This window comes from Lysobacter rhizosphaerae (assembly GCF_054779795.1).
Window position 1 is genome coordinate 860,380 of record NZ_BAAGXO010000007.1, and the last position, 25,885, is coordinate 886,264.

At 68.4% G+C, this 25,885-nt stretch carries 24 protein-coding genes; 19 read left to right on the forward strand and 5 right to left on the reverse strand.

Going from position 1 to position 25,885, the window contains the following annotated elements:
* Positions 1-21 precede the first annotated feature (21 nt).
* Positions 22-501: a tRNA (cytidine(34)-2'-O)-methyltransferase gene (locus tag ACYVGE_RS12905; RefSeq protein ID WP_460730585.1), complete on the reverse strand. Its 480-nt coding sequence runs from the start codon at positions 499-501 to the stop codon at positions 22-24.
* 14 nt (positions 502-515) lie between these two features.
* Positions 516-1,220 carry an SDR family oxidoreductase gene (locus ACYVGE_RS12910; protein WP_460730477.1) on the reverse strand — a complete coding sequence of 235 codons (705 nt, stop codon included), beginning with the start codon at positions 1,218-1,220 and terminating at the stop codon, positions 516-518.
* 208 nt (positions 1,221-1,428) lie between these two features.
* Between ACYVGE_RS12910 and ACYVGE_RS12915 the strand changes: the two genes are divergently transcribed.
* The 4 genes from ACYVGE_RS12915 to ACYVGE_RS12930 all read left to right on the forward strand — a co-directional run bounded on the left by ACYVGE_RS12915 (position 1,429) and on the right by ACYVGE_RS12930 (position 7,085).
* Positions 1,429-4,311, forward strand: coding sequence for a M16 family metallopeptidase (locus ACYVGE_RS12915; RefSeq protein ID WP_460730479.1), 2,883 nt, complete (start codon positions 1,429-1,431; stop codon positions 4,309-4,311).
* Between the two features lie 256 nt (positions 4,312-4,567).
* Positions 4,568-4,888, forward strand: coding sequence for a DUF4156 domain-containing protein (locus ACYVGE_RS12920; RefSeq protein WP_310055019.1), 321 nt, complete (start codon positions 4,568-4,570; stop codon positions 4,886-4,888).
* A gap of 183 nt (positions 4,889-5,071) precedes the next feature.
* Positions 5,072-6,094, forward strand: a complete 1,023-nt coding sequence (locus ACYVGE_RS12925) for a 3-oxoacyl-ACP synthase III (protein ID WP_310055020.1) — start codon at positions 5,072-5,074, stop codon at positions 6,092-6,094.
* Between the two features lie 94 nt (positions 6,095-6,188).
* Entirely contained in the window at positions 6,189-7,085 is an 897-nt protein-coding gene (locus ACYVGE_RS12930; RefSeq protein ID WP_460730481.1) for an alpha/beta fold hydrolase, read from the forward strand.
* A 10-nt stretch (positions 7,086-7,095) separates the two neighbouring features.
* Here ACYVGE_RS12930 and ACYVGE_RS12935 read toward each other — a convergent pair whose 3' ends face one another.
* On the reverse strand, positions 7,096-7,455 hold the full coding sequence (locus ACYVGE_RS12935) for a YkgJ family cysteine cluster protein (protein WP_460730483.1): 360 nt from the start codon (positions 7,453-7,455) through the stop codon (positions 7,096-7,098).
* An 81-nt stretch (positions 7,456-7,536) separates the two neighbouring features.
* Between ACYVGE_RS12935 and oleC the strand changes: the two genes are divergently transcribed.
* The 8 genes from oleC (at position 7,537) to ACYVGE_RS12975 (ending at position 14,925) form a co-directional block, all read left to right on the forward strand.
* The gene (oleC, locus tag ACYVGE_RS12940) at positions 7,537-9,225 is read left to right on the forward strand and encodes an olefin beta-lactone synthetase (protein WP_460730485.1); all 1,689 of its coding nucleotides are present in this window, start codon (positions 7,537-7,539) and stop codon (positions 9,223-9,225) included.
* Positions 9,222-10,214 carry a 2-alkyl-3-oxoalkanoate reductase gene (oleD, locus tag ACYVGE_RS12945; protein WP_460730487.1) on the forward strand — a complete coding sequence of 331 codons (993 nt, stop codon included), beginning with the start codon at positions 9,222-9,224 and terminating at the stop codon, positions 10,212-10,214. The genes oleC and oleD overlap by 4 nt, the downstream gene beginning before the upstream one ends.
* Before the next feature lie 174 nt (positions 10,215-10,388).
* A complete protein-coding gene (locus tag ACYVGE_RS12950) occupies positions 10,389-10,547 on the forward strand; it encodes a DUF1328 domain-containing protein (RefSeq protein WP_310055029.1) in 159 nt (52 codons plus the stop codon).
* Positions 10,548-10,679: 132 nt separating this feature from the next.
* Positions 10,680-11,333, forward strand: coding sequence for a ubiquinone biosynthesis accessory factor UbiJ (locus ACYVGE_RS12955; RefSeq protein ID WP_460730489.1), 654 nt, complete (start codon positions 10,680-10,682; stop codon positions 11,331-11,333).
* The gene (ubiB, locus tag ACYVGE_RS12960; protein ID WP_460730491.1) at positions 11,330-13,006 is read left to right on the forward strand and encodes a ubiquinone biosynthesis regulatory protein kinase UbiB; all 1,677 of its coding nucleotides are present in this window, start codon (positions 11,330-11,332) and stop codon (positions 13,004-13,006) included. Before ACYVGE_RS12955 ends, ubiB begins: the two co-directional genes overlap by 4 nt.
* A gap of 16 nt (positions 13,007-13,022) precedes the next feature.
* The gene (locus tag ACYVGE_RS12965; protein WP_460730493.1) at positions 13,023-13,760 is read left to right on the forward strand and encodes a pseudouridine synthase; all 738 of its coding nucleotides are present in this window, start codon (positions 13,023-13,025) and stop codon (positions 13,758-13,760) included.
* Between the two features lie 92 nt (positions 13,761-13,852).
* A complete protein-coding gene (gene arfB / locus ACYVGE_RS12970) occupies positions 13,853-14,272 on the forward strand; it encodes an alternative ribosome rescue aminoacyl-tRNA hydrolase ArfB (protein WP_310055033.1) in 420 nt (139 codons plus the stop codon).
* A gap of 44 nt (positions 14,273-14,316) precedes the next feature.
* Entirely contained in the window at positions 14,317-14,925 is a 609-nt protein-coding gene (locus ACYVGE_RS12975) for a lysophospholipid acyltransferase family protein (protein WP_460730495.1), read from the forward strand.
* A gap of 32 nt (positions 14,926-14,957) precedes the next feature.
* On the opposite strand, the gene ACYVGE_RS12980 is transcribed toward ACYVGE_RS12975, so the two are convergent.
* A complete protein-coding gene (locus tag ACYVGE_RS12980; protein ID WP_460730497.1) occupies positions 14,958-15,926 on the reverse strand; it encodes a LysR family transcriptional regulator in 969 nt (322 codons plus the stop codon).
* A gap of 105 nt (positions 15,927-16,031) precedes the next feature.
* Here ACYVGE_RS12980 and aceB point away from each other — a divergent pair, with 105 nt between their 5' ends.
* The 4 genes from aceB to ACYVGE_RS13000 all read left to right on the forward strand — a co-directional run bounded on the left by aceB (position 16,032) and on the right by ACYVGE_RS13000 (position 22,874).
* Entirely contained in the window at positions 16,032-17,675 is a 1,644-nt protein-coding gene (aceB, locus tag ACYVGE_RS12985; protein ID WP_460730499.1) for a malate synthase A, read from the forward strand.
* A 60-nt stretch (positions 17,676-17,735) separates the two neighbouring features.
* Entirely contained in the window at positions 17,736-19,028 is a 1,293-nt protein-coding gene (aceA, locus tag ACYVGE_RS12990; protein WP_460730501.1) for an isocitrate lyase, read from the forward strand.
* Positions 19,029-19,197: 169 nt separating this feature from the next.
* Positions 19,198-20,250: a GGDEF domain-containing protein gene (locus ACYVGE_RS12995; RefSeq protein ID WP_460730503.1), complete on the forward strand. Its 1,053-nt coding sequence runs from the start codon at positions 19,198-19,200 to the stop codon at positions 20,248-20,250.
* A gap of 14 nt (positions 20,251-20,264) precedes the next feature.
* Complete coding sequence (locus tag ACYVGE_RS13000; RefSeq protein WP_460730505.1) at positions 20,265-22,874, forward strand: putative peptide modification system cyclase; 2,610 nt, start codon at positions 20,265-20,267, stop codon at positions 22,872-22,874.
* Here the strand turns inward: ACYVGE_RS13000 and ACYVGE_RS13005 are convergent.
* Positions 22,859-23,206 carry an NHLP-related RiPP peptide gene (locus ACYVGE_RS13005; protein WP_460730507.1) on the reverse strand — a complete coding sequence of 116 codons (348 nt, stop codon included), beginning with the start codon at positions 23,204-23,206 and terminating at the stop codon, positions 22,859-22,861. The genes ACYVGE_RS13000 and ACYVGE_RS13005 overlap by 16 nt on opposite strands.
* A gap of 193 nt (positions 23,207-23,399) precedes the next feature.
* Between ACYVGE_RS13005 and ACYVGE_RS13010 the strand changes: the two genes are divergently transcribed.
* From ACYVGE_RS13010 to ACYVGE_RS13020, 3 genes are all read left to right on the forward strand, one after another.
* Positions 23,400-24,605, forward strand: a complete 1,206-nt coding sequence (locus ACYVGE_RS13010; RefSeq protein WP_460730509.1) for a putative peptide maturation dehydrogenase — start codon at positions 23,400-23,402, stop codon at positions 24,603-24,605.
* Between the two features lie 109 nt (positions 24,606-24,714).
* A complete protein-coding gene (locus tag ACYVGE_RS13015; protein WP_460730511.1) occupies positions 24,715-25,182 on the forward strand; it encodes a hypothetical protein in 468 nt (155 codons plus the stop codon).
* A gap of 202 nt (positions 25,183-25,384) precedes the next feature.
* Positions 25,385-25,861, forward strand: a complete 477-nt coding sequence (locus tag ACYVGE_RS13020) for a hypothetical protein (protein WP_460730512.1) — start codon at positions 25,385-25,387, stop codon at positions 25,859-25,861.
* Positions 25,862-25,885 lie beyond the last annotated feature (24 nt).

Consider the following 25,885-nt stretch of genomic DNA (forward strand, 5'->3'; position numbering starts at 1 on the left):
GCAACGCCGCACCGCCCAGGTTCAGGCGCCGCCTTCGAATCCCTGTTGCCGCCACGCCTCGAACACCACCACCGCGACGGTGTTGGAGAGATTGAGGCTGCGGTTGTCCGGCCGCATCGGCAGGCGCAGGCGCTGCGCCGGCGGCACGCTTTCCAGCACGTCGGCGGGTAGGCCGCGCGTCTCCGGGCCGAAAAGGAAGACATCACCGGCCTGGTAGTGCGGCGTGTCGAAGCGGGTACTGGCGCGCGTGCTCAGCGCGAACACGCGTGGCGGTGAACCGTCCGCATTCGCGATGGAGGCGAGCGCCGCATCGAGCGAGTCGTGAACCTGCAGCGTTGCGTATTCGTGGTAGTCGAGGCCGGCCCGGCGCAGCTGTGCGTCCTCCAGCGAGAAGCCCAGCGGCTTCACCAGGTGCAGGCGCGCACCGGTGTTGGCACACAGGCGGATGACGTTGCCGGTGTTCGGCGGGATCTCGGGCTGGAACAGGATGACGTGGAACATGCCGGTACGCGCACTCACCACGGCATCGCGGCGCCGAAGCGATCGAGGAAGCGGCCACTGTTTTCCGGGCTCGCGGCGGCGGTGACCTGCAGCAGCTTCGCCACCGATTCGCTCGCGCTGATCTCCGCCCCGCTGCCGCCCATGTCGGTCAGCACCCAACCGGGGCACAGGGCGATCACGGTAATGCCGCGCGGTTCCAGCGCCTTGGCCAGCATCCTCGTCGCCATGTTCAGAGCGGTCTTGCTGATGCGGTAGCTGGGCGAATGGAAGTCGGGATCGTCGCTTAGCGACGACATGCCCGACGAGATATTCGCAACGGTCGCGCCGTCGACGAGCTGTGTCGCCAGCGCCTGGGTGAGCAGGAACGGGCCCATCGCGTTGATGCGCAGGCTGTCTTCCAGGTTGGCCGCGCTCACGCTGCCCCAGCGCTCGCCCGAGTGCAGCACGCCCGCGTTGTTGACCAGCAGGTCGACGCCGTCGGTGACCAGCGGCAGCTCATGGGCGAAGGCGATGCGCGACTTCTCGTCGGCCACGTCGAGCGGCAACACGTGCAGGCGGGCCGGATGGTCGCCGGCGAGGCGGTTCAGGTCGGTGGCCTTGCCGGGATGGCGGCAGGCGGCGATCACGTGGTCGCCGTGCGCCAGCAACTGGCGGACGAACTCCAGGCCAAGGCCGCGGTTGGCGCCGGTGACGAGGCTGCGGCGGGGGTGCTGGGGCATGGGCGGTCTCCCGGGGAAGCCGGAAGTATCGGCGAAAGGCCGTGGTTGCGGCGGGGGCTCTCAAGAGGCTCGCGGCCTGGCGACCGCGGCGCGGCGGGACTTGTGACCCATGCCTGCGCTGGGCCCCAAACAGTACGATGCCCGGACCAGGTGGTGGGCCGCCCACCTTTTGCCCCGTAGCTTCGCTACCCATTGAACAGGAGTTCGCATGTCATTCGCTTCGCTCAAGCGCGCCCATAACGGCCCGCGCGCTGCCGTACTCGCCGTTGCCCTGGCCACCGCCATCGGCGGCGTGGCCTTCGCGCCCCAGGCCGCCTTTGCCAAGGCGCCCGCCGCCGAGGTCGCCATCCCCTACGAAGAGTTCACCCTGCCCAATGGGCTGCGCGTGGTCGTGCACACCGACCGCAAGGCGCCGATCGTGGCGGTGAACATCTGGTACCACGTGGGCAGCAAGGACGAACCTCTCGGCCGCAGCGGCTTCGCCCACTTGTTCGAGCACCTGATGTTCAACGGCTCGGAGAACCACCCGGGCGAATATTTCGTGCCCTTCAAGCAGGTCGGCGTGACCGACCAGAACGGCACCACCAACACCGACCGCACCAACTACTTCGAGAACGTACCCACCACCGCGCTCGACATGGCGTTGTGGATGGAGTCGGACCGCATGGGCCACCTGGTCGGCGCGATCGACCAGAAGACGCTCGACGAACAGCGCGGCGTGGTCCAGAACGAGAAGCGCCAGGGCGAGAACGAGCCCTACGGCCAGGCGTTCGACGTGCTGACCGAGGTCATGTATCCCGCCGGCCACCCGTACCACCACACCGTCATCGGTTCGATGAACGACCTCAACGCGGCCTCGCTGGAGGACGTGAAGAACTGGTTCCGCACCTGGTACGGCCCGAACAACGCGGTGCTGGTGCTGGCCGGCGACATCGATGCGAAGACGGCGAAGGAAAAGGTCGCGCGCTATTTCGGTGATATCCCGGCGACGCCGAGCATGGCGCAGCCCAAGGTCGATCCGTCGCCGCGCGCCGAGTCGACGCGCTCGACGATGGAAGACCAGGTCCCGCAGACGCGCATCTACCGCGTGTGGAATGTCGCCGAGTACGGCGCGGCCGATCTCGATCGCCTGCAGCTGCTGGCGCAGGTGCTCGGCGGCAGCCGCAGCTCGCGCCTGGACAAGCGCCTGCTGCACCAGGACAAGCTGGTAGACAGCGTGTCCGCGGGCGCGTACGCCTCGCAGCTCGGCTCCAACTTCGTCATCACCGCCGACGTGAAGCAGGGCGTGGACGAGAAAAAGGTCGAGGCGGTGATCGACGAGGAGCTGAAGAAGCTGCTCGCGCAAGGCCCGAGCGCGACCGAACTCGACCAGGCACGCACGGTGTTCAAGGCCGGCTTCATCCGCGGCATCGAGCGCATCGGCGGCTTCGGCGGCAAGGCCGATACCCTGGCCGAGTGCACCGTCTACACCGGCAAGCCCGATTGCTACCGCGACAGCCTCAAGACCATCGAAACCGCCAGCGTCGCCGACGTGCAGGCCACCGGGCAGAAGTGGCTGGGCAAGGGCGACCACACCCTGGTGGTCGAGCCCGGTGCGCGCACCGCGCTGCCGGAAGCGGCGGCCGTGACCCCGGCGCCGCTGACGCTGCCGAAGCCCGATGCGAAGTACAAGACGGAGAAGACCGACCTCGACCGCAAGGCCGGCGTACAGGTGCCGAAGGAGTTCCCGGAGCTGAAGTTCCCGGCGCTGCAGCGCACCAAGCTGAGCAACGGCACGCAGGTGATCCTGGCCGAGCGCCATGACGTTCCGGTCGTGCAGTTCAGCTATCTGTTCGATGGCGGCTACGCCACCGATGCCGGCAAGAAGCTGGGCACCGCCAACTTCGCCCTCGGCATGCTCGATGAAGGCGCCGGCAAGTACGACGCCCTGGCCTTCGGCGATCGCGCCGAATCGCTCGGCGCGAGCCTCGGCGCCGGCGCCTCGCTCGACGGCGGCAACGCCTACCTGTCGTCGCTGAAGGAAAACCTCGACCCCTCGCTGTCGCTGTTCGCCGACATGCTGCAGCGCCCGCGCTACGAGGAGAAGGACATCGAGCGCCTGCGCGGCACCTGGCTCGCCGGCATCGCGCAGGAAAAGGCCGAGCCCAGCGGCGCGGCCACGCGCGTGCTGCCGCCGCTGCTGTACGGCGAAGGCCATCCGTACGCCATGCCGCTCAGCGGCACCGGCACCGAGGCCTCGATCAAGGCGCTGACCCGCGATGACCTGCTTGCCTACCACCGCGCCTGGGTGCGTCCGGACGGCGCCACCCTGATCGTGGTCGGCGACACCACGCTCAAGGACATCGTGCCGCTGCTGGAGAAGCACTTCGGCAACTGGAAGGTGGACGGTGCCAAGCCGGCCGCCCTGCAGATCCCGACGGTGGCGCGTCCGGCCCAGCCGCGCGTGTTCCTGGTCGACCAGCCCGGCTCGGTGCAGGCCAACATCTACGCCGGCGAACTGATGCCGTCGACGATGGACCCGGGCGCGATCAAGCTCGACATCGCCAACACCGTGATCGGCGGCGACTTCACCGCGCGGCTCAACATGAACCTGCGCGAGGACAAGCACTGGTCGTACGGCGCGCGCACCTCGTTGCGTGATTCGCTGGGCCAGCGCCCGTGGCTGGCGGTGGCGCCGGTGCAGATCGACAAGGCTGCAGAGTCGATCGCCGAGATGCGCCGCGAGATCACCGAGTACGTCGATGGCAGCAAGCCGGCCACACCGGCGGAAGTGACGCGTATCCAGGCGATCAAGATCCGCAGCCTGCCGGGTGCGTACGAGACCGCGGGTTCGGTGATGGGCACCATCGGCGGCATCGTGCGTTACCAGCGCCCGGACGATTACGTGTTCAAGCGCAAGGCCGAGATCGAAGGCATGGATGCGGCGCAGGTGAACACCGCCGCCAAGGCGATCGACCCGAAGGCACTGACCTGGGTCGTGGTCGGCGACCTCAAGCAGATGGAAGCCAAGGTGCGCGCGCTGAACCTCGGCCCGGTCACGATTGTCGATGCCGACGGCAAGCCAGTGGGTTCGACCAAGCCGGCGAAGTAAGCCCCAATCTCCCTCTCCCCGCTTGCGGGGAGAGGGCAGGGGTGAGGGGCGAGCGCGAAGCGCGAGCGTGGGAGAGAGTAGGTTTCCGCTTAATGGTCCTGGCAGGCCCGCCCCACGGCGGGCCTGCTGTTTTCGCGGCCACGTGTTTTGCGCAGCGTGCAAGCGCGCATCGAAAAGCGCGTTCTGAGAAAGGTATTCCTGCCCCGTTCACCGCACTCGGCAACAATGCCGGCTGTTTGCCTTCCGGAGATTTCGCATGCGTCCTGCCGTGGTCCTTGGCCTTGCCGTTGTCCTCACCGCCTCGGGTTGCACCTGGGTGCACATGGCGCCCGGCGCCTCGGCGGTGCGCGTGATTCCTGCCGGCGCCGCCCCGACGGGCTGCGTGGAGCGCGGCGAAGTGGCCGTCTCGGTCAAGGGCAAGGTCGGTTTCTACGAACGCAACCCGCTGCGCGTGCGCGAGGAACTGGAGACCCTGGCGCGCAACGAAGGTCCGGGCCTGCAGGCCAACACCCTGCAACCGCTGGACGAGCCGCACGACGGCGAGCAGCGCTTCGCGGCCTATCGCTGCGGCGCATAGCCACTGGCCCGGAAGGCACCCTGTCGCCTGTTCATGTGGCGTGGCCGGGGCCCGAAGGCGCCATACCTGCCTGAATGGTGCATTTGGGGCCGCCTGCGCCGGGACCTTGAGACCGGCGGCCGGTGCATCCACGTCGATAAAGCGTTAATCTGACGTGCTTTGTCTCGCAAACGGTTGCCTCCCATGTTGTTCCAACACGTTGCCATCGCCGGTCTGGCCCACATCGACGCTCCGCGTCGATTGACCTCCGACGAGATCCACGCCCGACTCAAGCCGACGATGGATCGTCTGGGCATCAAGACCAACGTGCTGCAGGACGTGGCCGGCGTGAACGAGCGCCGGTTGTGGGATGGCGACATGCTGCCGTCCGACGCAGCCACCCTGGCCGGCGTCAAGGCACTGGCCGATGCCGGCATCGATGCCGATCGCATCGGCCTGCTGGTCAACACCTCGGTCAGCCGCGACTACCTCGAGCCGTCCACCGCCTCGATCGTGTCGGGCAACCTGCGCCTGGGCGAGAACTGCCAGAACTTCGACATCGCCAACGCCTGCCTTGCGTTCCTCAATGGCATGGACATCGCCGGACGCATGATCGAGCGCGGCGAGATCGACTACGCCCTCGTGGTCGACGGCGAAACCGCCAACCTCGCCTACGAGAAGACCATGGAGCGGCTCAGCAAGGACGCCGTCACCGCCGAGCAGTTCCGCGACGAGATGGCGACGCTCACGCTCGGCTCCGGCGCCGCCGCGATGGTGCTGGCGCGCGCCGAACTGGTGCCGGGTGCGCCGCGTTACCGCGGCAGCGTCACCCGTTCGGCCACCGAGTGGAACCACCTGTGCCGCGGCGACGTCGCCCACGACCGCATGGTCGCCGACGGACGCATGCTGATGATCGAAGGCGTGAAGCTCGGCCAGAAGACCTTCGCCGCTGCGCGCCAGGCGCTGGGCTGGGTGGTCGACGAGCTCGACGAATTCGTCATCCACCAGGTCAGCAAGGCGCACACCCAGGCCTTCCTCAAGGCCTTCGGCATCAATCCGAAGAAGGTCATGACCATCTTCGGCGAGCACGGCAACATCGGCCCGGCCTCGGTGCCGATCGTGCTGAGCAAGCTGCGCGAGATGGGCCGCCTGAAGAAGGGCACGCGCGTTGCCCTGCTCGGCATCGGCTCGGGGCTGAATTGCTCGATGGCGGAAGTGGTCTGGTAAGCCGCCAGCGGCACTAACACCAAGGGCCGGTTCGTCCGGCCCTTTTCATTGCGGTGAGTTCCACAGCGGTGCGCTTCCTGCCATGCAGTCCGACATGACCACGCCGATGTATCCCGACTATCCCTTCACTCCGCAGCGGACCGAAATCCGCCCCGGCATCGCGATGTCGTATCTCGACGAAGGTCCGCGCGATGGCGAAGTCGTCGTCATGCTGCACGGCAATCCGTCGTGGAGTTACTACTGGCGCAAACTGGTGCTGGGATTGCGCGACCGCTATCGCTGCATCGTGCCCGACCATGTCGGCATGGGCCTGTCGGACAAGCCCGGCGACGCGCACTACGCCTACACGCTGCAGTCGCGCGTCGACGACGTCGCCACGTTGCTGACGCGGCTGGGCATCACCGGCCCGGTGACGCTGGCGGTGCACGACTGGGGCGGCATGATCGGCTTCGGCTGGGCGCTGTCGCACGCCGCGCAGGTGAAGCGCCTGGTGATCACCAACACCGCCGCCTTCCCGTTGCCGGCGGTCAAGCCGATGCCGTGGCAGATCGCCTTCGGCCGCGACTGGAAGGTCGGCGCCCTGGTGATCCGCGCATTCAACGCTTTCTCCGCGGGCGCCTCGTACGTGGGCGTGTCGAAGAAGATGCCGCGTGCCGTGCGCCGCGCCTACGTCGCACCGTATGACTCGTGGGCCAACCGGATCAGTACGGTGCGCTTCATGCAGGACATTCCGCTCGGCCCCGGCGACAGTGCGTGGCCGTTGCTGGAGCAAGCCGGACGGCAGCTGCCGGAATTCGCCGACCGTCCCGCCTTCATCGGCTGGGGCCTGCGCGATTTCGTCTTCGACAAGCACTTCCTCGAAGGCTTCCGCCAGGCGCTGCCGCAGGCGGAGGTGCATGCGTTCGCGGACGCCAACCACTACGTGCTCGAAGACAAGGCCGAGGTCCTGGTGCCGGCGATCCGCCGCTTCCTGGACGCGAACCCGATCTAGTCGTCGCGTACTAGTCGTCGCGCAGTGGCCAGTCCGCCGGCGTGAGCGCCGGCAGGCCATGCGTGCGCCGCGCCTTGTCGCATTGCGGGCTGGCGGCGCCGAATTCCCACGACGCCGCCACATCGCGGCACGCCTGCGGCCGCCGCGGGTGGATGCGGCACGCGCTGCGCACGCCGATGTCAGCGTCCAGGGCGACGCAACGTGGCTGCTTGCTCCAGCAGGTGCCTTGCATGGCCACCTGGTGGGCGTCGATGCGCTCGGTCAGGTCCGGCGGGACAAGGCCGCCCAGGGCCGGGTCGGACTCCGACCAGTGCAGGCTGACGCGGTAGGTGGCGCAGCAGGCGCCGCAGCTGAGGCAGGGGTGGGGCACGGAAGCAGTGGCGATGGAACCAGGCCGCGCATTTTAGGCGCTGGCCCTCGGCGGTTCCGTGGCATCGGCGACAATATGCGGATGACGGCTCCCTTCCGCGACGACATCTGCAACATCGCCGCCTCGCTGCCGCGCCTGGCCGCGCAGTTTCCCGAGCGCATCGCGATGCGCTGCCCTGGCACGCGCGGCCGCGACGGGTTCGCCCGTTACGACACCACGCTGACCTACCGCGAGCTCGACACGCGCAGCGACGCCATTGCCGCGGGCCTCGCCCAGCATGGCATCGGCCGTGGCGTGCGCACCGTGGTGATGGTGCGGCCGACGCCGGAGTTCTTCCTGCTGATGTTCGCGCTGTTCAAGGCCGGCGCGGTGCCGGTGCTGGTCGATCCCGGCATCGACCGGCGCGCGCTGAAACAGTGCCTCGACGAGGCGCAGCCGCAGGCGTTCGTCGGCATTCCGCTGGCGCAGGCCGCGCGCGTGCTGCTGGGCTGGGCGAAGTCGGCCCGCGTGCGCATCACCACCGGCCGTCGCGCGCTGCTCGCGGACGCGACGCTGGCGCAGGTCGAACGCGAGGGTGCGCAGGTGGGCCCGCAGCTCGATGGTTTCAGGATGTCCGACACGCAACCGGATGACGTCGCCGCGATCCTGTTCACCAGCGGCTCCACCGGCGTGCCCAAGGGCGTGGTGTACCGCCACCGTCATTTCGTCGCCCAGGTCGCCCTGCTGCGCGAGGCCTTCGGCATCGAGGCCGAGGGCGCCGACCTGCCGACGTTCCCGCCGTTCGCGTTGTTCGATCCCGCGCTGGGGCTGACCTCGGTGATCCCCGACATGGATCCGACCAAGCCCGCGCTCGCCGATCCGCGCAAGCTGCACGACGCGATCGCGCGCTTCGGCATCGACCAGCTGTTCGGTTCGCCCGCCCTGATGGGCGTGCTGGCCCGCCACGGCCAGCCGCTGCCGACGTTGCGCCGCGTCACTTCGGCCGGCGCGCCGGTGCCGGCCGAAGTCGTTGCCCGCATGCGCGAACTGCTGCCCGCCGACGCACAGTTGTGGACGCCGTACGGCGCCACCGAATGCCTGCCGGTGGCGGTGATCGAAGGACGTGAGCTGCAGGCCACGCGCCAGGCCACCGAAACCGGTGCCGGCACCTGCGTCGGTCGCGCGGTCGCGCCGAACGAGGTCCGCATCATCCACATCGACGACGGCGCGATCGCAACGTGGTCGGACGGATTGCTGCTGCGCGACGGCGTCGTCGGCGAGATCACCGTCGCCGGCCCCACCGCCACCGACAGTTACTTCAACCGCGACGCGCAGACGCGGCTGGCGAAGATCCGCGAGCGCAGTGCCGATGGCAGCGAGCGCATCGTGCACCGCATGGGCGATGTCGGCTATTTCGACGGCGAAGGCCGGCTGTGGTTCTGCGGTCGCAAGTCGCATCGGGTCGAGGCGACCGAGGGCCCGCTGTACACCGAACAGGTCGAGCCCGTGTTCAACACCCATCCCGACGTGCGCCGTACCGCCCTGGTCGGCATCGGTGCGCAGGGCGCGCAGGTGCCGGTGCTGTGCGTCGAGCTGGTGGCCGGCGTGGCCGCGGGCGAATGGCCGCGCATCGAGCGCGAATTGCATGTGCTCGCGCAGACGCAACCGCACACCGCGCGCGTCACCCGCTTCCTGCGCCACCCGAAGTTCCCCGTCGACATCCGCCACAACGCCAAGATCGGTCGCGAGAAACTCGCGGTTTGGGTGCAGCAGCAAGGAGTCTCGGCATGAAGATCCTCGTCACCGGCGGCGGTGGCTTCCTCGGCCAGGCCCTGTGCCGTGGCCTGCGCGCGCGCGGGCACGACGTGGTCAGCTTCAACCGCGGCCACTACGACGCGCTCGATGCGATCGGCGTGGCGCAGGTGCAGGGCGATCTCGCTTCGCGCGATGCGGTGGTCGCCGCGGCGCAGGGCTGCGCCGCGATCTTCCACAACGCGGCGAAGGCCGGCGCCTGGGGCAGCTACGACAGTTACCACCGGGCCAACGTCGTCGGCACGCGCAACGTCATCGACGCCTGCCGCGAGCAGGGCATCGGCAAGCTCGTCTACACCTCGACACCCAGCGTCACCCATCGCGCCACGCACCCGGTCGAAGGCGGCAGTGCCGACACCGTGCCCTATGGCGAACATCTCAAGGCGCCCTATGCGGCGACCAAGCTGATCGCGGAAAAGCTCGTGCTCGCGGCCAACGATGCCGTGCTCGCCACCGTCGCCCTGCGTCCGCGCCTGATCTGGGGCGTCGGCGACAACCAGCTGTTGCCGCGCCTGGTCGAACGCGCCCGCGCGGGGCGCCTGCGCTTCGTCGGCGACGGCCACAACCGCATCGACACCACCTACATCGACAACGCCGCGCAGGCGCATTTCGCCGCCTTCGATCACCTCGCGCCGGGCGCGCGGTGCGCCGGACGCGCCTACTTCATAAGCAACGGCGAGCCGCGCAGCGTGCGCGAAATCGTCAATGGCCTGCTGCAAGCCGCCGGCGCGCCGGCCGTGGACAAGACCATACCCTTCACCGTCGCCTACGCCGCCGGCATGGTCTGCGAAGCGCTGTGGCACGCGTTGCCGCTCAAGGGCGAGCCGCCGATGACGCGCTTCCTCGCCGAGCAGCTCAGCACCACGCACTGGTACGACATGGCCCCGGCGCGCAGTGATTTCGGTTATGCGCCGACGGTGACGATCGACGAGGGCTTGGCGCGGTTGGCGGCGGCATATCGGGGTTGAGGCAAAAAGCCCGTGTATCCAAGTTCCCCCGCGCGCGGCGGCGCGGTGTGATTTGACGAGGGCCTCACGCGGCTGAAGGCCGCCTTGACGGACGCCGCCGCCATCACCGCACGACGACCGCGCCACGACCAGCATGCAAGTCACGCCGAACTGGCGTACTGATCGGAGATTCCCATGCTGCACTACGCCGTTGTCTTCTTTGTAATCGCGCTCGTCGCCGCGGTGCTCGGCTTCAGCGGCATCGCCGGTGCGGCGAGCAACATCGCGTGGATTCTGTTCCTGGTCTTCCTGGTGCTCGGCGTCATTTCCCTGCTGCGCGGCCGCCGCGTCTGACCCCCGCACGCCACGCGGCGGCGGCCTGCAGGGGTTGAAGCAAAAGCCCGTATCCAAGTCTCCCCACGCGCGGCGGCGCGTTATACGAATCGGCACCTGAGTGCTGCGGTGGCGCGGAGCTACAATGCGGGCATGACCGAACGCGCCAGCCCCTTCGATTCGCTCAAGCCCCTCGCCGGCCGCACGCTGGAGGCCACGCTGAATCGTGCGCTGGCGCTCGACCCGGATACCCGTGATGGCCTGCGCGCGCTCGATGGCCGCAGCGTCGCCCTGCATGTCGCCGCACCCCGGCTCGCCCTGCAGGTAACGGTGGCCGGTGAGCGCCTGCAGGTGGGCCCGGTCGCCGATGGCGCCGACGCCGACCTGTCGGTGCGCAGCACGCTGGGCGGCCTGATCGCGCAGCTGCCGTTCTTCCGCAACGACAACGCACCGCCGGTGGGCAAGCTGCGCATCGAGGGCGATGCCGACCTCGCGCGCCGCCTGCAGCGCCTGGCCGAACGCTTCGATCCCGACTGGCAGCAGCCGTTCACCGCGGTGTTCGGCGACATCGTCGGCGTGCAGATCGCCAACGCCCTGCGCGCCGGCCTCGGCCAGATGCGCGAGGCCGGCGGCAGCTTCGCCACCAGCGCCGCCGAATACGTCACCGAGGAATCACGCGACGTGGTCGGCCGCGACGAGCTCAACGCCTTCCACGACGACGTCGACACCCTGCGCGACGATGTCGAGCGCATCGCCGCGCGCGTTGCACGCCTGAGCGGCACCGGCCCGAGGAGCCCGCGCGCATGACGCCGGTGTTCCGGGCCTGGCGCATCGGCCGCGTGCTGCTGCGCTACCGGCTCGACGACCTGCTCGACGACACTCCGGCCGAACGCTGGCTGAAACTCGCGCGTCCGTTCGTACCGGGCGCGTCGGCGGAAGTCGCGGCGCAGTCGCGCGGCGCGCGACTGCGCATGGCGCTGCAGGAGCTCGGCCCGATCTTCGTCAAGTTCGGGCAGATCCTGTCGACGCGCCGCGACCTGGTGCCGACCGACATCGCCGAGGAACTGGCGCTGCTGCAGGATCGCGTCGCGCCGTTCGACGGCGAGGTCGCGCGCACCATCGTCGAAACCGCATTGGCGCGGCGCATCGACGAGTCCTTCGCCTCGTTCGACACCACGCCGCTGGCGTCCGCCTCCATCGCGCAGGTGCACGCCGCCACCCTGCACGCACAGGGCGACGCGGCGCCGCGCGAGGTCGTGGTCAAGGTGCTGCGTCCCGACATCGAGAGGAAGATAGCCGCCGACATCGCCCTGCTCAACGCGGTCGCCAGCGTGGTCGAGCGTACCCATCCGGCCGCCGACAAGATCCGTCCGAAAGAGATCGTCGCGGAGATCGAGAACACGCTCGCCGCCGAGCTCGACCTGCAGCGCGAGGGCGGCAACGCCAGCGTGCTGCGCCGCTTCTGGGCGAGCAGCGACGACCTGTACGTGCCGGAGGTGATCTGGTCGCACACCGTCGAGCGCGTGCTCACCCTGGAGCGCGTGCGCGGCATCCCGTCCGACGACATCGTCGCGCTCGACGCGGCCGGCATCGATCGCCACGCACTCGCCGCCAAGGGCGTGCGGGTGTTCTACACGCAGGTGTTCCGCGACAACTTCTTCCACGCCGACGCGCACGCCGGCAACATCTGGGTCGACAGCGACCCGGCGCGCAAGGCGAATCCGCGCTTCATCGCGCTCGACTTCGGCATCATGGGCCAGCTCTCCGACGAGGATCAGTACTACCTCGCGGAGAACTTCATGGCGATCTTCAACCGCGACTACCGCCGCATCGCCGAGCTGCACGTGCAGGCCGGCTGGATGCCCTCGCACATCCGCATCGACGAGCTCGAAGCCGCCGCGCGCGCCGTGTGCGAGCCTTACTTCACCCGGCCGCTGTCGGAGATCTCGCTGGCCGAGGTGCTGGTCAAGCTGTTCCGCACCGCGCAGCGCTACGAGCTCACCCTGCAGCCGCAGCTGATCCTGCTGCAGAAGACCCTGCTCAACATCGAGGGCCTCGGCCGCCAGCTCGATCCGAAGATCGACATCTGGGCGGTGGCGCAGCCAGTACTGCAGAAGATCCTGGTCGAACGCTACAGCCCGCAACGCCTGGCCGGCGAATTCCGCAAGCGCCTGCCCGAGTTCGTGACGCACGCGCCGGAGATGCCGCGCCTGCTGCACCTGTGGCTGCAGCAGCAGGTCGAGGGCAAGCATGCACTCAACATGCAGTCGCACGACCTGCGCGCGCTGACCCGCGCGCTGCAGAGTGCGCAGCGGCGCACGATCGCGGCGATCTTCGGCACCGGGCTGTTGATCGTCGCGGCCCTGCTGTATGCGCTGGAAGCCGGCGGTCCGCGCCTGCTCGGCGTGCCCGCATCCGCATGGATCGCCGCCGTCGGCGGACTGTGGGCGCTGCGCGCGGCGTGGCCGCGCCGCGGCTGACCACGCGCGTCCTGCCATGGAGCCGATGCCGCCATCGCCGGAGCCGGCCGCCACGCTGCAGCTGCTCCACATCGACGATGCGCTCGCGGTGGTCAACAAGCCCGCGGGGCTGATGGTCCACGACAGCAAGCTCGCCGGCGGCGAATCCGACTTCCTCGCCGACCGCCTGCGCGAACAACTGGGCCGCCCGATCTTCCTCGTCCACCGCCTCGATCGCGCGACCAGCGGTTGCCTGCTGCTCGCGTTCGATCGCGAAACGGCCTCGCAACTGGGGCAGGTGTTGATGTCGCGCGGGGTGGATAAGCCCGCCGTTGAAAAGCATTACTGGGCGGTATGCCGCGGCTGGCCGGAAGAAGACTTCGTCGTCGACCACCCGCTCGATGGTGGCCCCGGCAAGCCGCAGAAGAAGCCCGCCATCACCCGCTTCACCCGCCTGGCGACGTGCGAGCTTGCGCTGCCATCGCAGGACTTCGCGACCTCGCGTTACGCCCTGCTGCAGGCGCAGCCGGAAACCGGGCGCTTTCGCCAGATCCGCCGCCACCTCAAGCACGTGTTCCACCATCTGATCGGCGACACCAGCCACGGCGATGGCCGCCACAACCGCAACTTCCGCATGCTCGGCGTGCACCGCATGCTGCTGCACGCCTGCCGGCTTGGATTCACCCATCCTGGCACCGGCGAGCGCATCACGGTGGATGCGCCGGTGGATGCGGAGTTCGCCAAGGCGCTTGCCTTGTTCGATATCGAGGAGTGATTTCGATGCCGCACGCCGGCCCGTACCACGCGCTGCGGCGCGTTTGACTGCGCCGCGGCTCGTTTTTATCGCGGCGCCCATACAATCCGCGCATGCTGCAGATCTCCGCCACCGTGGCCATTGCCGACGACGAACTGGTCGAACGTTTCGTGCGCTCGTCCGGTCCCGGCGGCCAGAACGTCAACAAGGTCGCCACCGCCGTCGAGTTGCGCTTCGACATCGCGCAGTCGCCGTCGCTGCCCGAGGCCGTGCGCGAACGCCTGCTGGCCAAGCGTGATCGCCGCGTCACCGACGCGGGCGTGCTGGTGCTCAACGCGCAACGCTTCCGCACCCAGGACCGCAACCGCGAGGACGCGCGCGACCGCCTGGCGGCCTTCATCGCTTCCGGCCTGCATGCACCCGTGCCTAGAATCGCCACCAGGCCGAGCCGCGCAGCGAAGAAGCGACGGCTCGACGACAAACGCGAACGCAGTACGATCAAGCGCGACCGCACCCGCCGGAACTGGGACTGACGTTCCCGCGGCGTCCGGCGCACATGGGGAAACCGGCAGGGCAGATGAGCGACGACAAGCGACAAACCGTTTTGCCGCTGCCGCCCAATGCGCCGCGGGTGAGGCCCAACGCCTTCACCCGCTGGCTCGGCCTGACCCTGCTGCGGCTGGGCGGCTGGCGCATGGTCGGCGAGTTCCCGGATCTGCCCAAGCTGGTGCTGATCGGCGCGCCGCATTCGTCGAACTGGGACGGGATCTGGGGCTTGGGGGCGAAGCTGGCGCTGGGGCTGGACATCAAGATCCTCGGCAAGGACTCGCTGTTCAAGGTGCCGGTGATGGGGTTGCTCCTGCGCCGCCTCGGCGTCATCCCGGTCGATCGCAGCGCCGCGCACGGCGTGGTCGAACAGTCCGCCGCCATGATCCGGCGCGCCGACAAGTTCTGGTACGGCCTCGCCCCCGAGGGCACGCGCAAGCCGGTGGAACGCTGGAAGACCGGTTTCTGGAAGATCGCCAAGGCCGCCGGAGTGCCGGTGTTGCCGGCGTACTTCCACTACGGGCACAAGGTCATCGGCATCGGCCCGGCCTTCACCCTGGGCGATGACATGGCCGCCGACCTCGCCCGCATCCGCGAGTGGTACCGCGGCGTCTCCAAGGGCAAGTTGCACGACGTCTGAGTCGCGGCATCCCGCCCGGCGCCGACCGTCCGCTAGCGCTCGGATTGCCCGGTCGCGTAGTAGTCGCTTCGTTCGAACAGGGCCGGCTTGATCAGTTCGGTGAAGGCGCGCGCCTGCGGCGACAGGAACCGGCCCTTGCGCACCACCACGCCGTAGCTGCGCGAGGGGAAATACTTCGCCAGCGAGCGCGCCGCAAGGCGTTCGCGATCACTCTCGGAAAGACAGATCGCGGTGACGATGCTGATGCCCATGCCCATCGCCACGTACTGCTTGATCACTTCCCAGCCGCCGACTTCCAGCGCCACGGTGTAGGGCACGCGGTTCTGCTGGAATACCAGGTCGACCAGGCGGTAGGTGGTCAGGCGCTGCGGCGGCAGGATCAGGCCGTAGGGTGAGAGGTCGGACAACTCCAGCTCGGGTTTGCTCGCCAGGCGATGGTTGCGTGGCGTGATCAGCATCGGCTCGAAGCGGTAGACCGGGGCGTAGTCGAGGTCGGCCGGCACGTCGAGCATCGAACCCACCGCCAGGTCGACCGCGTCCGAACGCAGCAGCTCCAGCCCGCCCGCGCCAGTGACGTTGTGCAGTCGCAGGCGGATGTCGGGGTGGTGCGCCTTGAAGGCTTCGATGATCTTCGGCAGCAGGTAGAGGATGGTCGAGCTGCCCGCCGCGACGTTGAGTTCGCCGGCGTCCAGGCCCTGCACGCGCTGGCGGAAGGTGGCGTCCAGTCCGTCCAGGCCTTCGACCAGGGGGCGGGCCAGCTCGTACAGCTCCTGGCCCTCGCGGGTCAGGCTGATGCGGCGGCCGCTGCGCTCGAGCAGGCGGGTGCCGAGATCGCGCTCCAGTGCCTGCAGCTGCAGGGTCACGGCGGGCTGGCTGAGAAACAGGGCTTCGGCCGCGCGTGAAATCGAACCAAGCCGGGCGGTCTGGCAGAAGGCCCGCAGCGGCTTGAGGCGATCGCCCTTGTAGGCAAAGCGGGGAGCGGGGGGCGGCTTGATGTCCACTGAGGGTGAAATTATTAGCTGGGCAAATGAGATGTATTGAAAAATCTAGTTTGCCTTATACCACACGCTGCCGCATGGTCAGGGCCCGTATCACTGGACCCCGCGATGTCGGCCCAACCCGCTTCGGCAATCCCCTCCCCAGCCCTGCAGTCCGGCGTTGAACTGATTGCGGACCTGCCCGGGCAGGGCGAGTTGCTGACCCCCGCCGCCATCGCCTTCCTCGCCGGCCTGCACCGGCGCTTCGAAGCCACCCGCCAGGCCCGCCTGGCCGCCCGCCGGGAGCGCCAGGCGTTTTTCGACGCCGGCGGCCTGCCCGACTTCCGCGCCGATACCGCGGCGATCCGCTCCGCCGACTGGCGCGTGGCACCGCTGCCGGGCGCACTGCTCGACCGCCGCGTCGAGATCACCGGCCCGACCGATCCGAAGATGGTCATCAACGCGCTCAATTCCGGCGCGAGCTGCTACATGGCCGACTTCGAGGACTCGACCTCGCCGACCTGGGCCAACCTGCTCATCGGCCAGCGCGCGCTGCGCGAGGCGATCGCGGGCACGCTCGAGTTCATTGCCCCCGCCGCCGACGGCGTACCCGGCAAGCGGTACGCATTGAAGCCGTACCCGCAGCAGGCCGTGCTGCTGGTCCGTCCGCGCGGCTGGCACCTCGACGAAAAGCACGTCCGGGTCGATGCCCAGCCCATGTCGGCATCGCTGTTCGACCTCGGCCTGTTCGCCTTCCACAACGCGCACGCGCTCGCCGCCAAGGATCGCGGCCCGTACTTCTACCTGCCCAAGCTGCAGTCGATGGAGGAGGCGCAGCTGTGGGACGACGTGCTCGCCCATATCGAAGCCGCGCTCGGCCTGCCCGACGGCCAGCTCAAGGTCACCGTGCTGATCGAGACGCTGCCGGCGGTGTTCGAGATGGACGAGATCCTGTACGCGCTGCGCGGCCGCATCGCCGGCCTCAACTGCGGACGCTGGGACTACGTGTTCTCGTACATCAAGACGTTCCGCATGCATGGCGACCGGGTCCTCCCCGAGCGCGGCCAGGTGACGATGACGCAGCCGTTCCTGCGCGCGTACTCCGAGTTGCTGGTCCAGACCTGCCACCGGCGCGGCGCGCACGCCATGGGTGGCATGGCCGCGCAGATCCCGATCAGCGGCGACGACGCCGCGAACGAAGCTGCACTGGCCAAGGTGCGCGCGGACAAGCTGCGCGAAGTCACGGCGGGACACGATGGCACATGGGTCGCGCATCCCGCCTTGATTCCACTGGCGCGCGAAATCTTCGACGAGCGCATGCCCGCCGCGAACCAGCACCACGTGCGCCGCGAGGACGTGGTCGTGACCCGCGACGACCTGATCCGGCCCAGCATCGGTTCGATCACGCGTGCCGGCTTCGAGAACAACGTCGAGGTCTGCGTGCGCTACCTCGCCGCCTGGCTCGACGGCAACGGCTGCGTGCCGATCCACTGGCTGATGGAAGACGCCGCGACCGCCGAGATCGCGCGCACCCAGCTATGGCAATGGCTGCATCGCGCCGATGAGCGCGCACTCCACCTCGACGATGGCAGCGAACTCGATTTCGCCCTGTTCGAGCGCGCCCTGATCAACCTGCCGGGCAAGCTCGGCGACCGCAGCACCGTGCCCGGCGGCAGCCGCATCAACGAAGCGATCGGCATGCTCGACCGCCTCACCCATGCCGACACGCTTGAAGAGTTCCTGACCCTGCCCGCGTACGCGCGGCTCGACTGATCCCGCTCCACCACCACTCCTACCCACCACGCGCTACAGGAACCATCGAGGGACACGACCATGAGCACCCACGCCACCGCCGCCCAACTTCGTCACGACTGGCAGACCAACCCGCGCTGGGCGGGCGTCACCCGTCCCTATTGCGCCGACGACGTGGTGCGCCTGCGCGGCACCGTGCCGGTCGAGCACTCGCTCGCCAGGCTCGGTGCGGAAAAGTTGTGGCATTCGCTGCACACGCAGGACTACGTCAACGCGCTGGGTGCGCTCACCGGCAACCAGGCGATGCAGCAGGTCAAGGCCGGCCTCAAGGCGATCTACCTGTCCGGCTGGCAGGTCGCGGCCGATGCCAACATCGCCGGCGAGATGTATCCGGACCAGTCGCTGTACCCGGCCAACTCGGTGCCGCAGGTCGTGCGCCGCATCAACAACACGCTGCTGCGCGCCGACCAGATCCAGTGCGCTGAAGGCGGCGGCGACATCGACTTCCTGCAGCCGATCGTGGCCGATGCCGAGGCCGGATTCGGTGGCGTGCTCAATGCGTTCGAGCTGATGAAGGGCATGATCGAAGCCGGCGCGTCCGGCGTGCACTTCGAGGACCAGCTCGCCTCGGTCAAGAAGTGCGGCCACATGGGCGGCAAGGTGCTGGTGCCCACGCGCGAAGCGGTGGAGAAGCTGGTCGCGGCGCGCCTCGCCGCCGACGTAATGGGCGTGCCGACCCTGATCGTCGCGCGCACCGATGCCGAGGCCGCCGATCTGGTTACTTCCGACATCGATCCCAACGATGCGCCGTTCGTCACCGGCGAGCGCACCGTGGAAGGCTTCTACAAGACGCGCAACGGCCTCGACCAGGCGGTCAGTCGTGGCCTCGCCTACGCGCCTTACGCCGACCTGGTGTGGTGCGAGACCGGCAAGCCGGATCTGGAATTCGCTCGCAAGTTCGCCGAGGCGATCCATGCGAAGTACCCGGGCAAGCTGCTGGCCTATAACTGCTCGCCCAGCTTCAACTGGAAGAAGAACCTCGACGACGCAACGATCGCGCGGTTCCAGACGGAACTGGCTACCTACGGTTACAAGTTCCAGTTCATCACCCTGGCCGGCTTCCACAGCCTCAACTACGGCATGTTCAATCTCGCCCACGGCTATGCGCGCCGGCAGATGAGCGCGTTCGTCGATCTGCAGGAAGCTGAATTCGCCGCCGCCGAAAAGGGCTTCACCGCCGTCAAGCACCAGCGTGAAGTCGGCACCGGCTACTTCGACGCCGTCACCCAGGTGATACAGAACGGCCAGTCCTCTACCACCGCGTTGAAGGGCTCGACCGAGGAAGAACAGTTCCACGAGCAGAAGGCGGCCTGAACCCGGGTCGCGGCCAGGATGGCACCGTGGCAGGCACCGTCGTGTGCCTGCCGCACGGTTGCATGCGGTCCGCGCGTCGCGATCGCATTGGCCGTGGGCTTCGCCAGCCCGCGTAGTAGGGGGGAGCGGGTGATATTCTCGATCCCTCCGCAGGCCCCGGATTGTGTGGATGAAGCGCAGAACCTCGGCTCACACGCCGCAGGAAACCGGTACGCCGACCTTGGCACCCGATACGGTGACCGCGGCGCTGACGCCTGCCGAAAACGCCCTGTTTGCGCAGGTCGGCCGCCCGCGCCGCTGCTACGCCGGCGAAACGCTGTTCCGCCGCGGCGACCTGGGCACCACCATGTATGTGATCGCTTCCGGCGCGATCGATCTCGACTTCGGCGACGACCTGATCGCCAAGCGCCTGGGCCCGCTGGAATTCTTCGGCGAACTCGGCCTGCTGATCGGCGACCACGCCCGCAGCGCCGATGCCGTCGCCAGCACCGATGGCGAACTGATCGAACTGCGCCATGAGGAATTCCAGCGCCTGGTCGACAGCGATCCGGGCCTGGTCTCCCATTTCCTGCGCCGCGCGATCATGCGCGTCGTGCTCAACGAACAGGGCCTGATCCGGCGCCTGCGCCGCCGCAACCAGGACCTGCAGTCCGCGCTCGATTCGCTGCGCGCGACCGCGCACCAGCTCAACCAGACCGAAGCATTGATACGCACCGACGAGCTGACTGGCCTGCACAACCGCCGCGGTCTCGCCCAGCATCTGGCCGAACGCCGCCGCACCGGCTCGCTCAAGGGCTTGGGGCTGGTGCTGGTCGACTGCGATCGCTTCAAGCAGGTCAACGACGAACACGGCCATCTGGTTGGCGACCGCGTGCTGCAGAGCGTCGCCAACATCCTGCGTTCCGTGGTCGGCGAGGGCGACATCGCCTGCCGCCTCGGCGGCGACGAGTTCTGTTTGCTGGTCAGTGCCGACAGCCGCGACGCCGTGCTCGGCTTCGCCGATTTCATCGTCACCACGACGCGTGGACTGCAGCAGGTGCCGCGCCACGCCGAGCCTGGCCAGGTGCCGCTGATCTCCACCGTCAGCATCGGCGCCTGCCTGCTCGACGGCGAACGCGACTGGAACGACTGGTACGCGCAGGCCGACATGGCGCTGTACCGCGCCAAGCGCCTGGGCGGCAATCGCGTGGAATGGCAGGACGACGCCTTCGCTGCAGCTTGAAAGGATTGAAGCGCATGGAAACCGCGGTGCAAACGTTCGATCCGACTCCCGAGCCGACACCGCGCCCGTCCGACAACGCGCCGCAACTGCGCACGCTGCTGCTGACCGACCTCGTCGATTCCACCGGCCTGGTCGAACGCCTCGGTGACACGCCGGCCAGCGATCTGTTCCGCGCCCACGACCGCCTCGTCCTGCAACTGCAGCAGCAGTGGCGCGGTCGCCTGATCGATCGTTCCGACGGCATGTTGCTATTGTTCGAACGCCCCATCGACGGCCTCGGCTTCGCCCTCGATTACTCGCGCGGCCTGATCCAGCTGGGCAACGAGCGCGACATCGACCTGCGCGCCCGCGTCGGCCTGCATGTCGGCGAAGTGCTGACCTGGCGAAACAGCCCCGAAGCCGTGAGCGTCGGCGCCAAGCCGCTGGAAGTGGAAGGACTGGCCAAGCCGATGGCCGCGCGCCTGATGGCGATGGCACGCCCCGGGCAGATCCTGCTCTCCGCCGTTGCCGAACCGCTGGCGCACCGCGCCGCGCGCGAACTCGGCGAACGCGGCCACCACCTGGCGTGGAAATCGTGGGGCCGCTGGCGTTTCAAGGGCGTACCCGAGGCCCAGCAGATCTTCGAAGTGGGCGAGCCGGGTATCGCGCCGCTGCGCGCACCCGCCAACACGCCGAAAGCCTGGCGCGACATTCCGCTGTGGCGGCGTCCGGCGGCGTTGGCCGCCGAAGTGTTGCTGCTCGCCGGCGGCGCGCTCGGCCTGTGGTTCATCACCAGGCCCGAACCCGCCATCGCCTTCAACCAGCGCGATTGGGTCGTTGTCGGTGACCTGCGCAACCTCACCGGCCAGAGCACGTTCGATGATTCGCTCGAGCAGGCCTTCCGCATCAGCCTGGAGCAGTCGCGCTACGTCAACGTACTGAGCGACCTCAAGGCGCGCGACACCCTGGGCCGCATGCAGCGCCCGCCCGGCACGGTGCTCGACCGTGCGATCGCCTCGGAAATCGCAATCCGCGATGGTGCGCGCGCGGTGATCCTTCCCACCGTGGCCGAAGTCGGCGGACGCGTGCGGGTGAGCGCCGAAGTCATCGATCCGCATACGCAGACCACGGTGTACGCGGAATCGGCCGACGGGCGCGGCTTCGATTCCACGCTCGGCTCGATCGACAAGGTCACCGCGTCCCTGCGCGGCAAGCTCGGCGAAGCAGTGCAGTCGATCGAGCGCGATTCCGCGCCGCTGCCCGACGTCACCTCGAAGAACCTCGACGCGTTGCGTGCGTATGCGCTGGCGCAGAAGGAACAGGCCCGCTTCAACTATCCCGAAGCGCTGCAGCTGTTCCAGCGCGCCACCGAACTCGATCCACAGTTCGCGCTGGCGTGGGTGGGCCAGGTGCGCGTCCACTACAGCCAGGAAAACGCCACGCGCGCCGTGCCGGCCCTGCGCCGCGCGCAGGCCTTGCGTGCGCACCTGACCCCGCGCGAACAGCTGTACCTCGACGCCTGGGTCTCCGAGTTCGATGCGCCGGCGCAGACCACGGCGAAGTGGGTGGAACTCGCCCGCCTCTACCCGGACTACCTGCCGGGGCGCGGCAACGCGTCGACCTGGCTGTACATCGACAACCGCTTCCAGGAGGCGCTGGGACATGCGCTGGCGGCGGCGATCCCGCAGAACGCGCTGCAAGGACAGGAATTCGATTCGGTGGGCCGCGCCCACCTGGGCATGGAGCAGTACGCGCAGGCGGAAGCTGCGTTCAAGCGTTCGTTCGCGAGCAGTGGCGGCGGCAGCATGCGCCGGCTGGTGTCCACCGCGGCGGCGCGACGGGACTTCGCCGCGGCGCGCCGGTATGAGGCGCGCCTCGAGGTAGACAATTCCTCCGCGTACATCGAGCGCACCAGCCTCGCGATCGACCAGGCGCGCTGGCCGGACGCGCAGGCGGCGGCGCGCAGGGCGCTGGGCCTCGCGCAGGCGGGGGCGGTGGACAGCCGCTACCTCGTGCTGCCTGTCGCGGTTGCCGACTGGATGGCGGGCGACGCCGCCTCGGCGCGGAAGCAGGCCGGGCTTGCCATCGGCAAGGCACTGTCGGCATTGCAGCTGCCGTTATCGGCAGACGCCAAGGACGACGCGATGCTGGCGCTGGCCGCGGTGCTGGTGTCGCAGCGGCTCGGCGTGCCCGATGAGTCGGACCGGGTCCTGGCGGCGCTGCAGGCGCGACCGGAACTGATGGCCTTGCCGCAGGTGGCGGAACTGGCCGCCGTGGTCCGCGCCGGGCATGCACGCCGCGCCGGGCATGCGGACGAGGCCGTCGAACTGTTGAAGCCGTTCCTGACCGGGCGCGAGCGCTACCAGACGCACGTCGAGCTGATGGAGGCGCTTGCCGCCCAGGGCCGTAATGCCGAAGCCGTCGCCCAGGCACGCTGGCTGCAGCAGCGGCGTGGCCTGGCGTATGTCGAACTGGAGTGCGGCCATTGCCTGCAGGCGCTGAACGTTGCCGACTCCACCCTCGCGATCAGGCGCGAAGCGGAGCTGCTGCAAGCCAGCGGCAGCCCGGAAGCAGCGGCCCGCCGGCTGGCGGCATTCAACCGCCTGTGGCCGGCGCCGCAGCAGTCCGCTTACCTGAGCCGGTAATGCCCGCCCGCGTTGCCCACGTCGAGCTTCGGCGTGGTCTGGTTCAGGCCCCGCAACAGCATGGTGCGAATCTCGTCGCGGGCCGCGGCGATGGCGTCCTTGGGCGCCAGTTCGGTCACCTTGCAGTCGCGGAATGCCTCGGGTTGCGCCATCGGCACCGCACCGCACGCGGTCATCAGTCCCGGGCTGGGTGATTCATAGCCGATGGATTGCAGGGCGGCCAGGTGGTCGCGCTGGAAGCGCTCGCGGAACAGATCATCCGTGCTGAGCAGGTCGAGCAGGCGATCGGCAAGCTCGGCGTCGAGCGGAGCGGTGGTGATTTTCCCGGTCATTGGCATTCCCCTATCCGGTCCGAGAGGGGACCAGTCCGCAGCGAATCTATCCCTGACGCGATTGCGGAACAACCAAGCACGCTCGGCTGCGCACCGTTACCGCTTCGCATTCCGGGAGGCGACTTTTCCGCCCTGTGCTGCCCCGAAGAGCGCGTACGCCGCACAATGCCAGGCCTGCCAACCGGAGTCGGAAATGCAAATCCGCCGCTGCGCCATCGTCTTCCTCGAAGCACGCGAAGAGGCCCGCTTTGATCTCGGCGTGCTGCTCTCGGGCGGCGATGGCTTGCACCGGACCCTGCGTTGGCTGGCACTCGCACCGCATCGTGGCGAGGAGCTGGACATCGATGCGGACGAACGCGAAGTGCTTGGTGCACTGGGCTCCAGCCAATGGGTGGAGGCCGCGACGCTGGCGACGTACCCGGCCGTGGCGCTACAGCGACTGCTGGCCGAGGGGCTGCTCGTCAGCGATGCGGCCGAGCATACGCATTGGCGCGAGCGCGACGACGCGCTACGCAATGTGCATTGGCATCCGCTGGCGGCGACGCTGCATGCGTTCACGCGCTGGACCGGCGTTGACGCCGTGGCGAACACGCGCGATAGCGGCACCGAGACGGCCGTGCAGATGCGCGCGGTGCTCGGCGCGCCACCGGTGGAAGCCGCCACCCGCGCCGACCCTGCCAACCGCCTCGACCTGCCGCGCAGCGCGCCCACCGACTTCGACCGCCTGCTGGCCCGTCGTGCCACCTGCCGCAACTTCGATCCGTCGCGGCCGCTGCCGTTCGACCTGTTCGCACAGGTGCTGCAGCGCGTGTTCGCCGCGCAGGCGGAAGTGCGGGTGAATGAGGACACCGTATTCCTGAAGAAGAGCGTGCCGTCCGGTGGCGGCCTGCATCCGATGGAGTGCTACCTGATCGTGCAGCACGTCGAAGGCGTCGCCCCGGGGCTGTACCACTACCAGTCGGTCGAGCACGCACTGGAGCCGTTGCCGGTGCCCGAAGGTCGCACATGGGACAACGGCGGCCTGCGCCAGTTCGTGCAGGACATGGTCGCGCAGCAGCACTGGTTTGCCGATGCCCACGTCGTCGTGCTGCTGTCCCCGCGCTTCGACCGCACCTTCTGGAAATACCGCCAGCATGCCAAGGGCTACCGCGTCGTCGCCCTGGAGGCCGGCCACCTCTCCCAGACCCTGTACCTGGCGGCCACCGAAGCCGGCTTGGGCGCCTTCATCACCGGCGCGATCAACGAGAAGGAGCTGGAGCAGGCTTTTGGCCTGGACCCCATCAGCCAGGGGGCGCTGGCCATCTGCGGGTTCGGCTGGCGTGCGGAGCAAATGGCCACCGCCGAACTCGATCCTGCCGGAGTGGTGTGGGTGCCTGCGGAGCCCTCGCCGACTGCCTGAATGCGACGGGACAGACAGATCGCTTTTGCCGTGTCTTTTGGCAGTCGACACCGGGACAAACCGCACGGTATGGTCCGCCTTCCCTCAGGCCACCCACGAGCCGTAAGCAATGCGTATTTCCAAGTCCTTCGCCATGATGGCCCTTGCATTGATCATCACCGTGTCGGCCCCTGCGGCGTTCGCCATCGACTCAAAGACCGTGCAGTTCGAAGCCGTCCGCACCCAGCAAGCCGAAATCCGCGCTGGCGTCGAAGCGAAGTCCGGGCTTTACAAGGACATGGAACCCAGGACCCGTTCGGAACTGCTCCAACGCCAAACCGAAGTGCTCAGCCTCATCGAAGGCAAGCAGGTTCCGGATGAGTTGAACCCAGATCAGCGCATCAAGCTCTTCAATGACCTGGAGTGGATCGAAGCCGCCATCAACCGCACGGCAGACGAGCGTTTGATCTGCGAGTATTCGAAGACGATCGGCAGCAACCGAAGGACGAAAACGTGCAGGACGGCCGCCCAGGTTCGCGAGGATCACGAACGTTCGAAGGAGAACTTCGAAGCGCAGCAAAACCAGACGCGTCGATGAGCTTGCAGCGCATGACCCAGGGCTCCGACCGACGCTGAGCCGACAGGTCAGCGATGATTGCAGCTTGGCATCCAAGGGCGGCCTCCGGGCCGCCCTTTTTGCTGGGGCGCGCAGTTGCCCGCGGCCGCAGGGCGGGAGTAGTGTCGGCCGGCACGGCGAGCCCATTCCCATGGCCCGCCCACCGCCCTGCCGGAGATCCGCAATGCGCAGAACTCTTCTTGCACTGGCCCTGTTCGTTGCCACCGGTGTCGCCCTGGCCCAGGCCGCGCCGGCCGCGGAGGACGACGGACTGCAGATGATCCTCAAGCAACAGCAGGCACTGAAGGCCGATCTGGACGACGGCGGCATCGAAGGCCTCACGCCGCGCCAGAACACCATTGTGCGCAAGGCCCAGATCGAAGTCTTCGCGGTGTCCGAAGGCAAGAGCCGGCTGGACGATCTGTCCATGGAAGAAAAAATCCGTCTCGAGAACGCGCTTGAGCGCATCAACGCCGAGATCGTCAACACGCGCGCGGCCAGCAACAACCAGAACGTGTGCTGGCGGGAGCGGGTCAGCGGAACGACGATGAAGAAGACCCGCTGCGGCACCCAGGCCGAAATGCGCGAAGCACGGGAAGGCGCGCGTGATTTCCTGGAGAAGGGCAGGGTCTGTGTTCCGCCCGGTTGCGGCGGCGGCTGATACCCGCGGCATGCACTGCCGGGT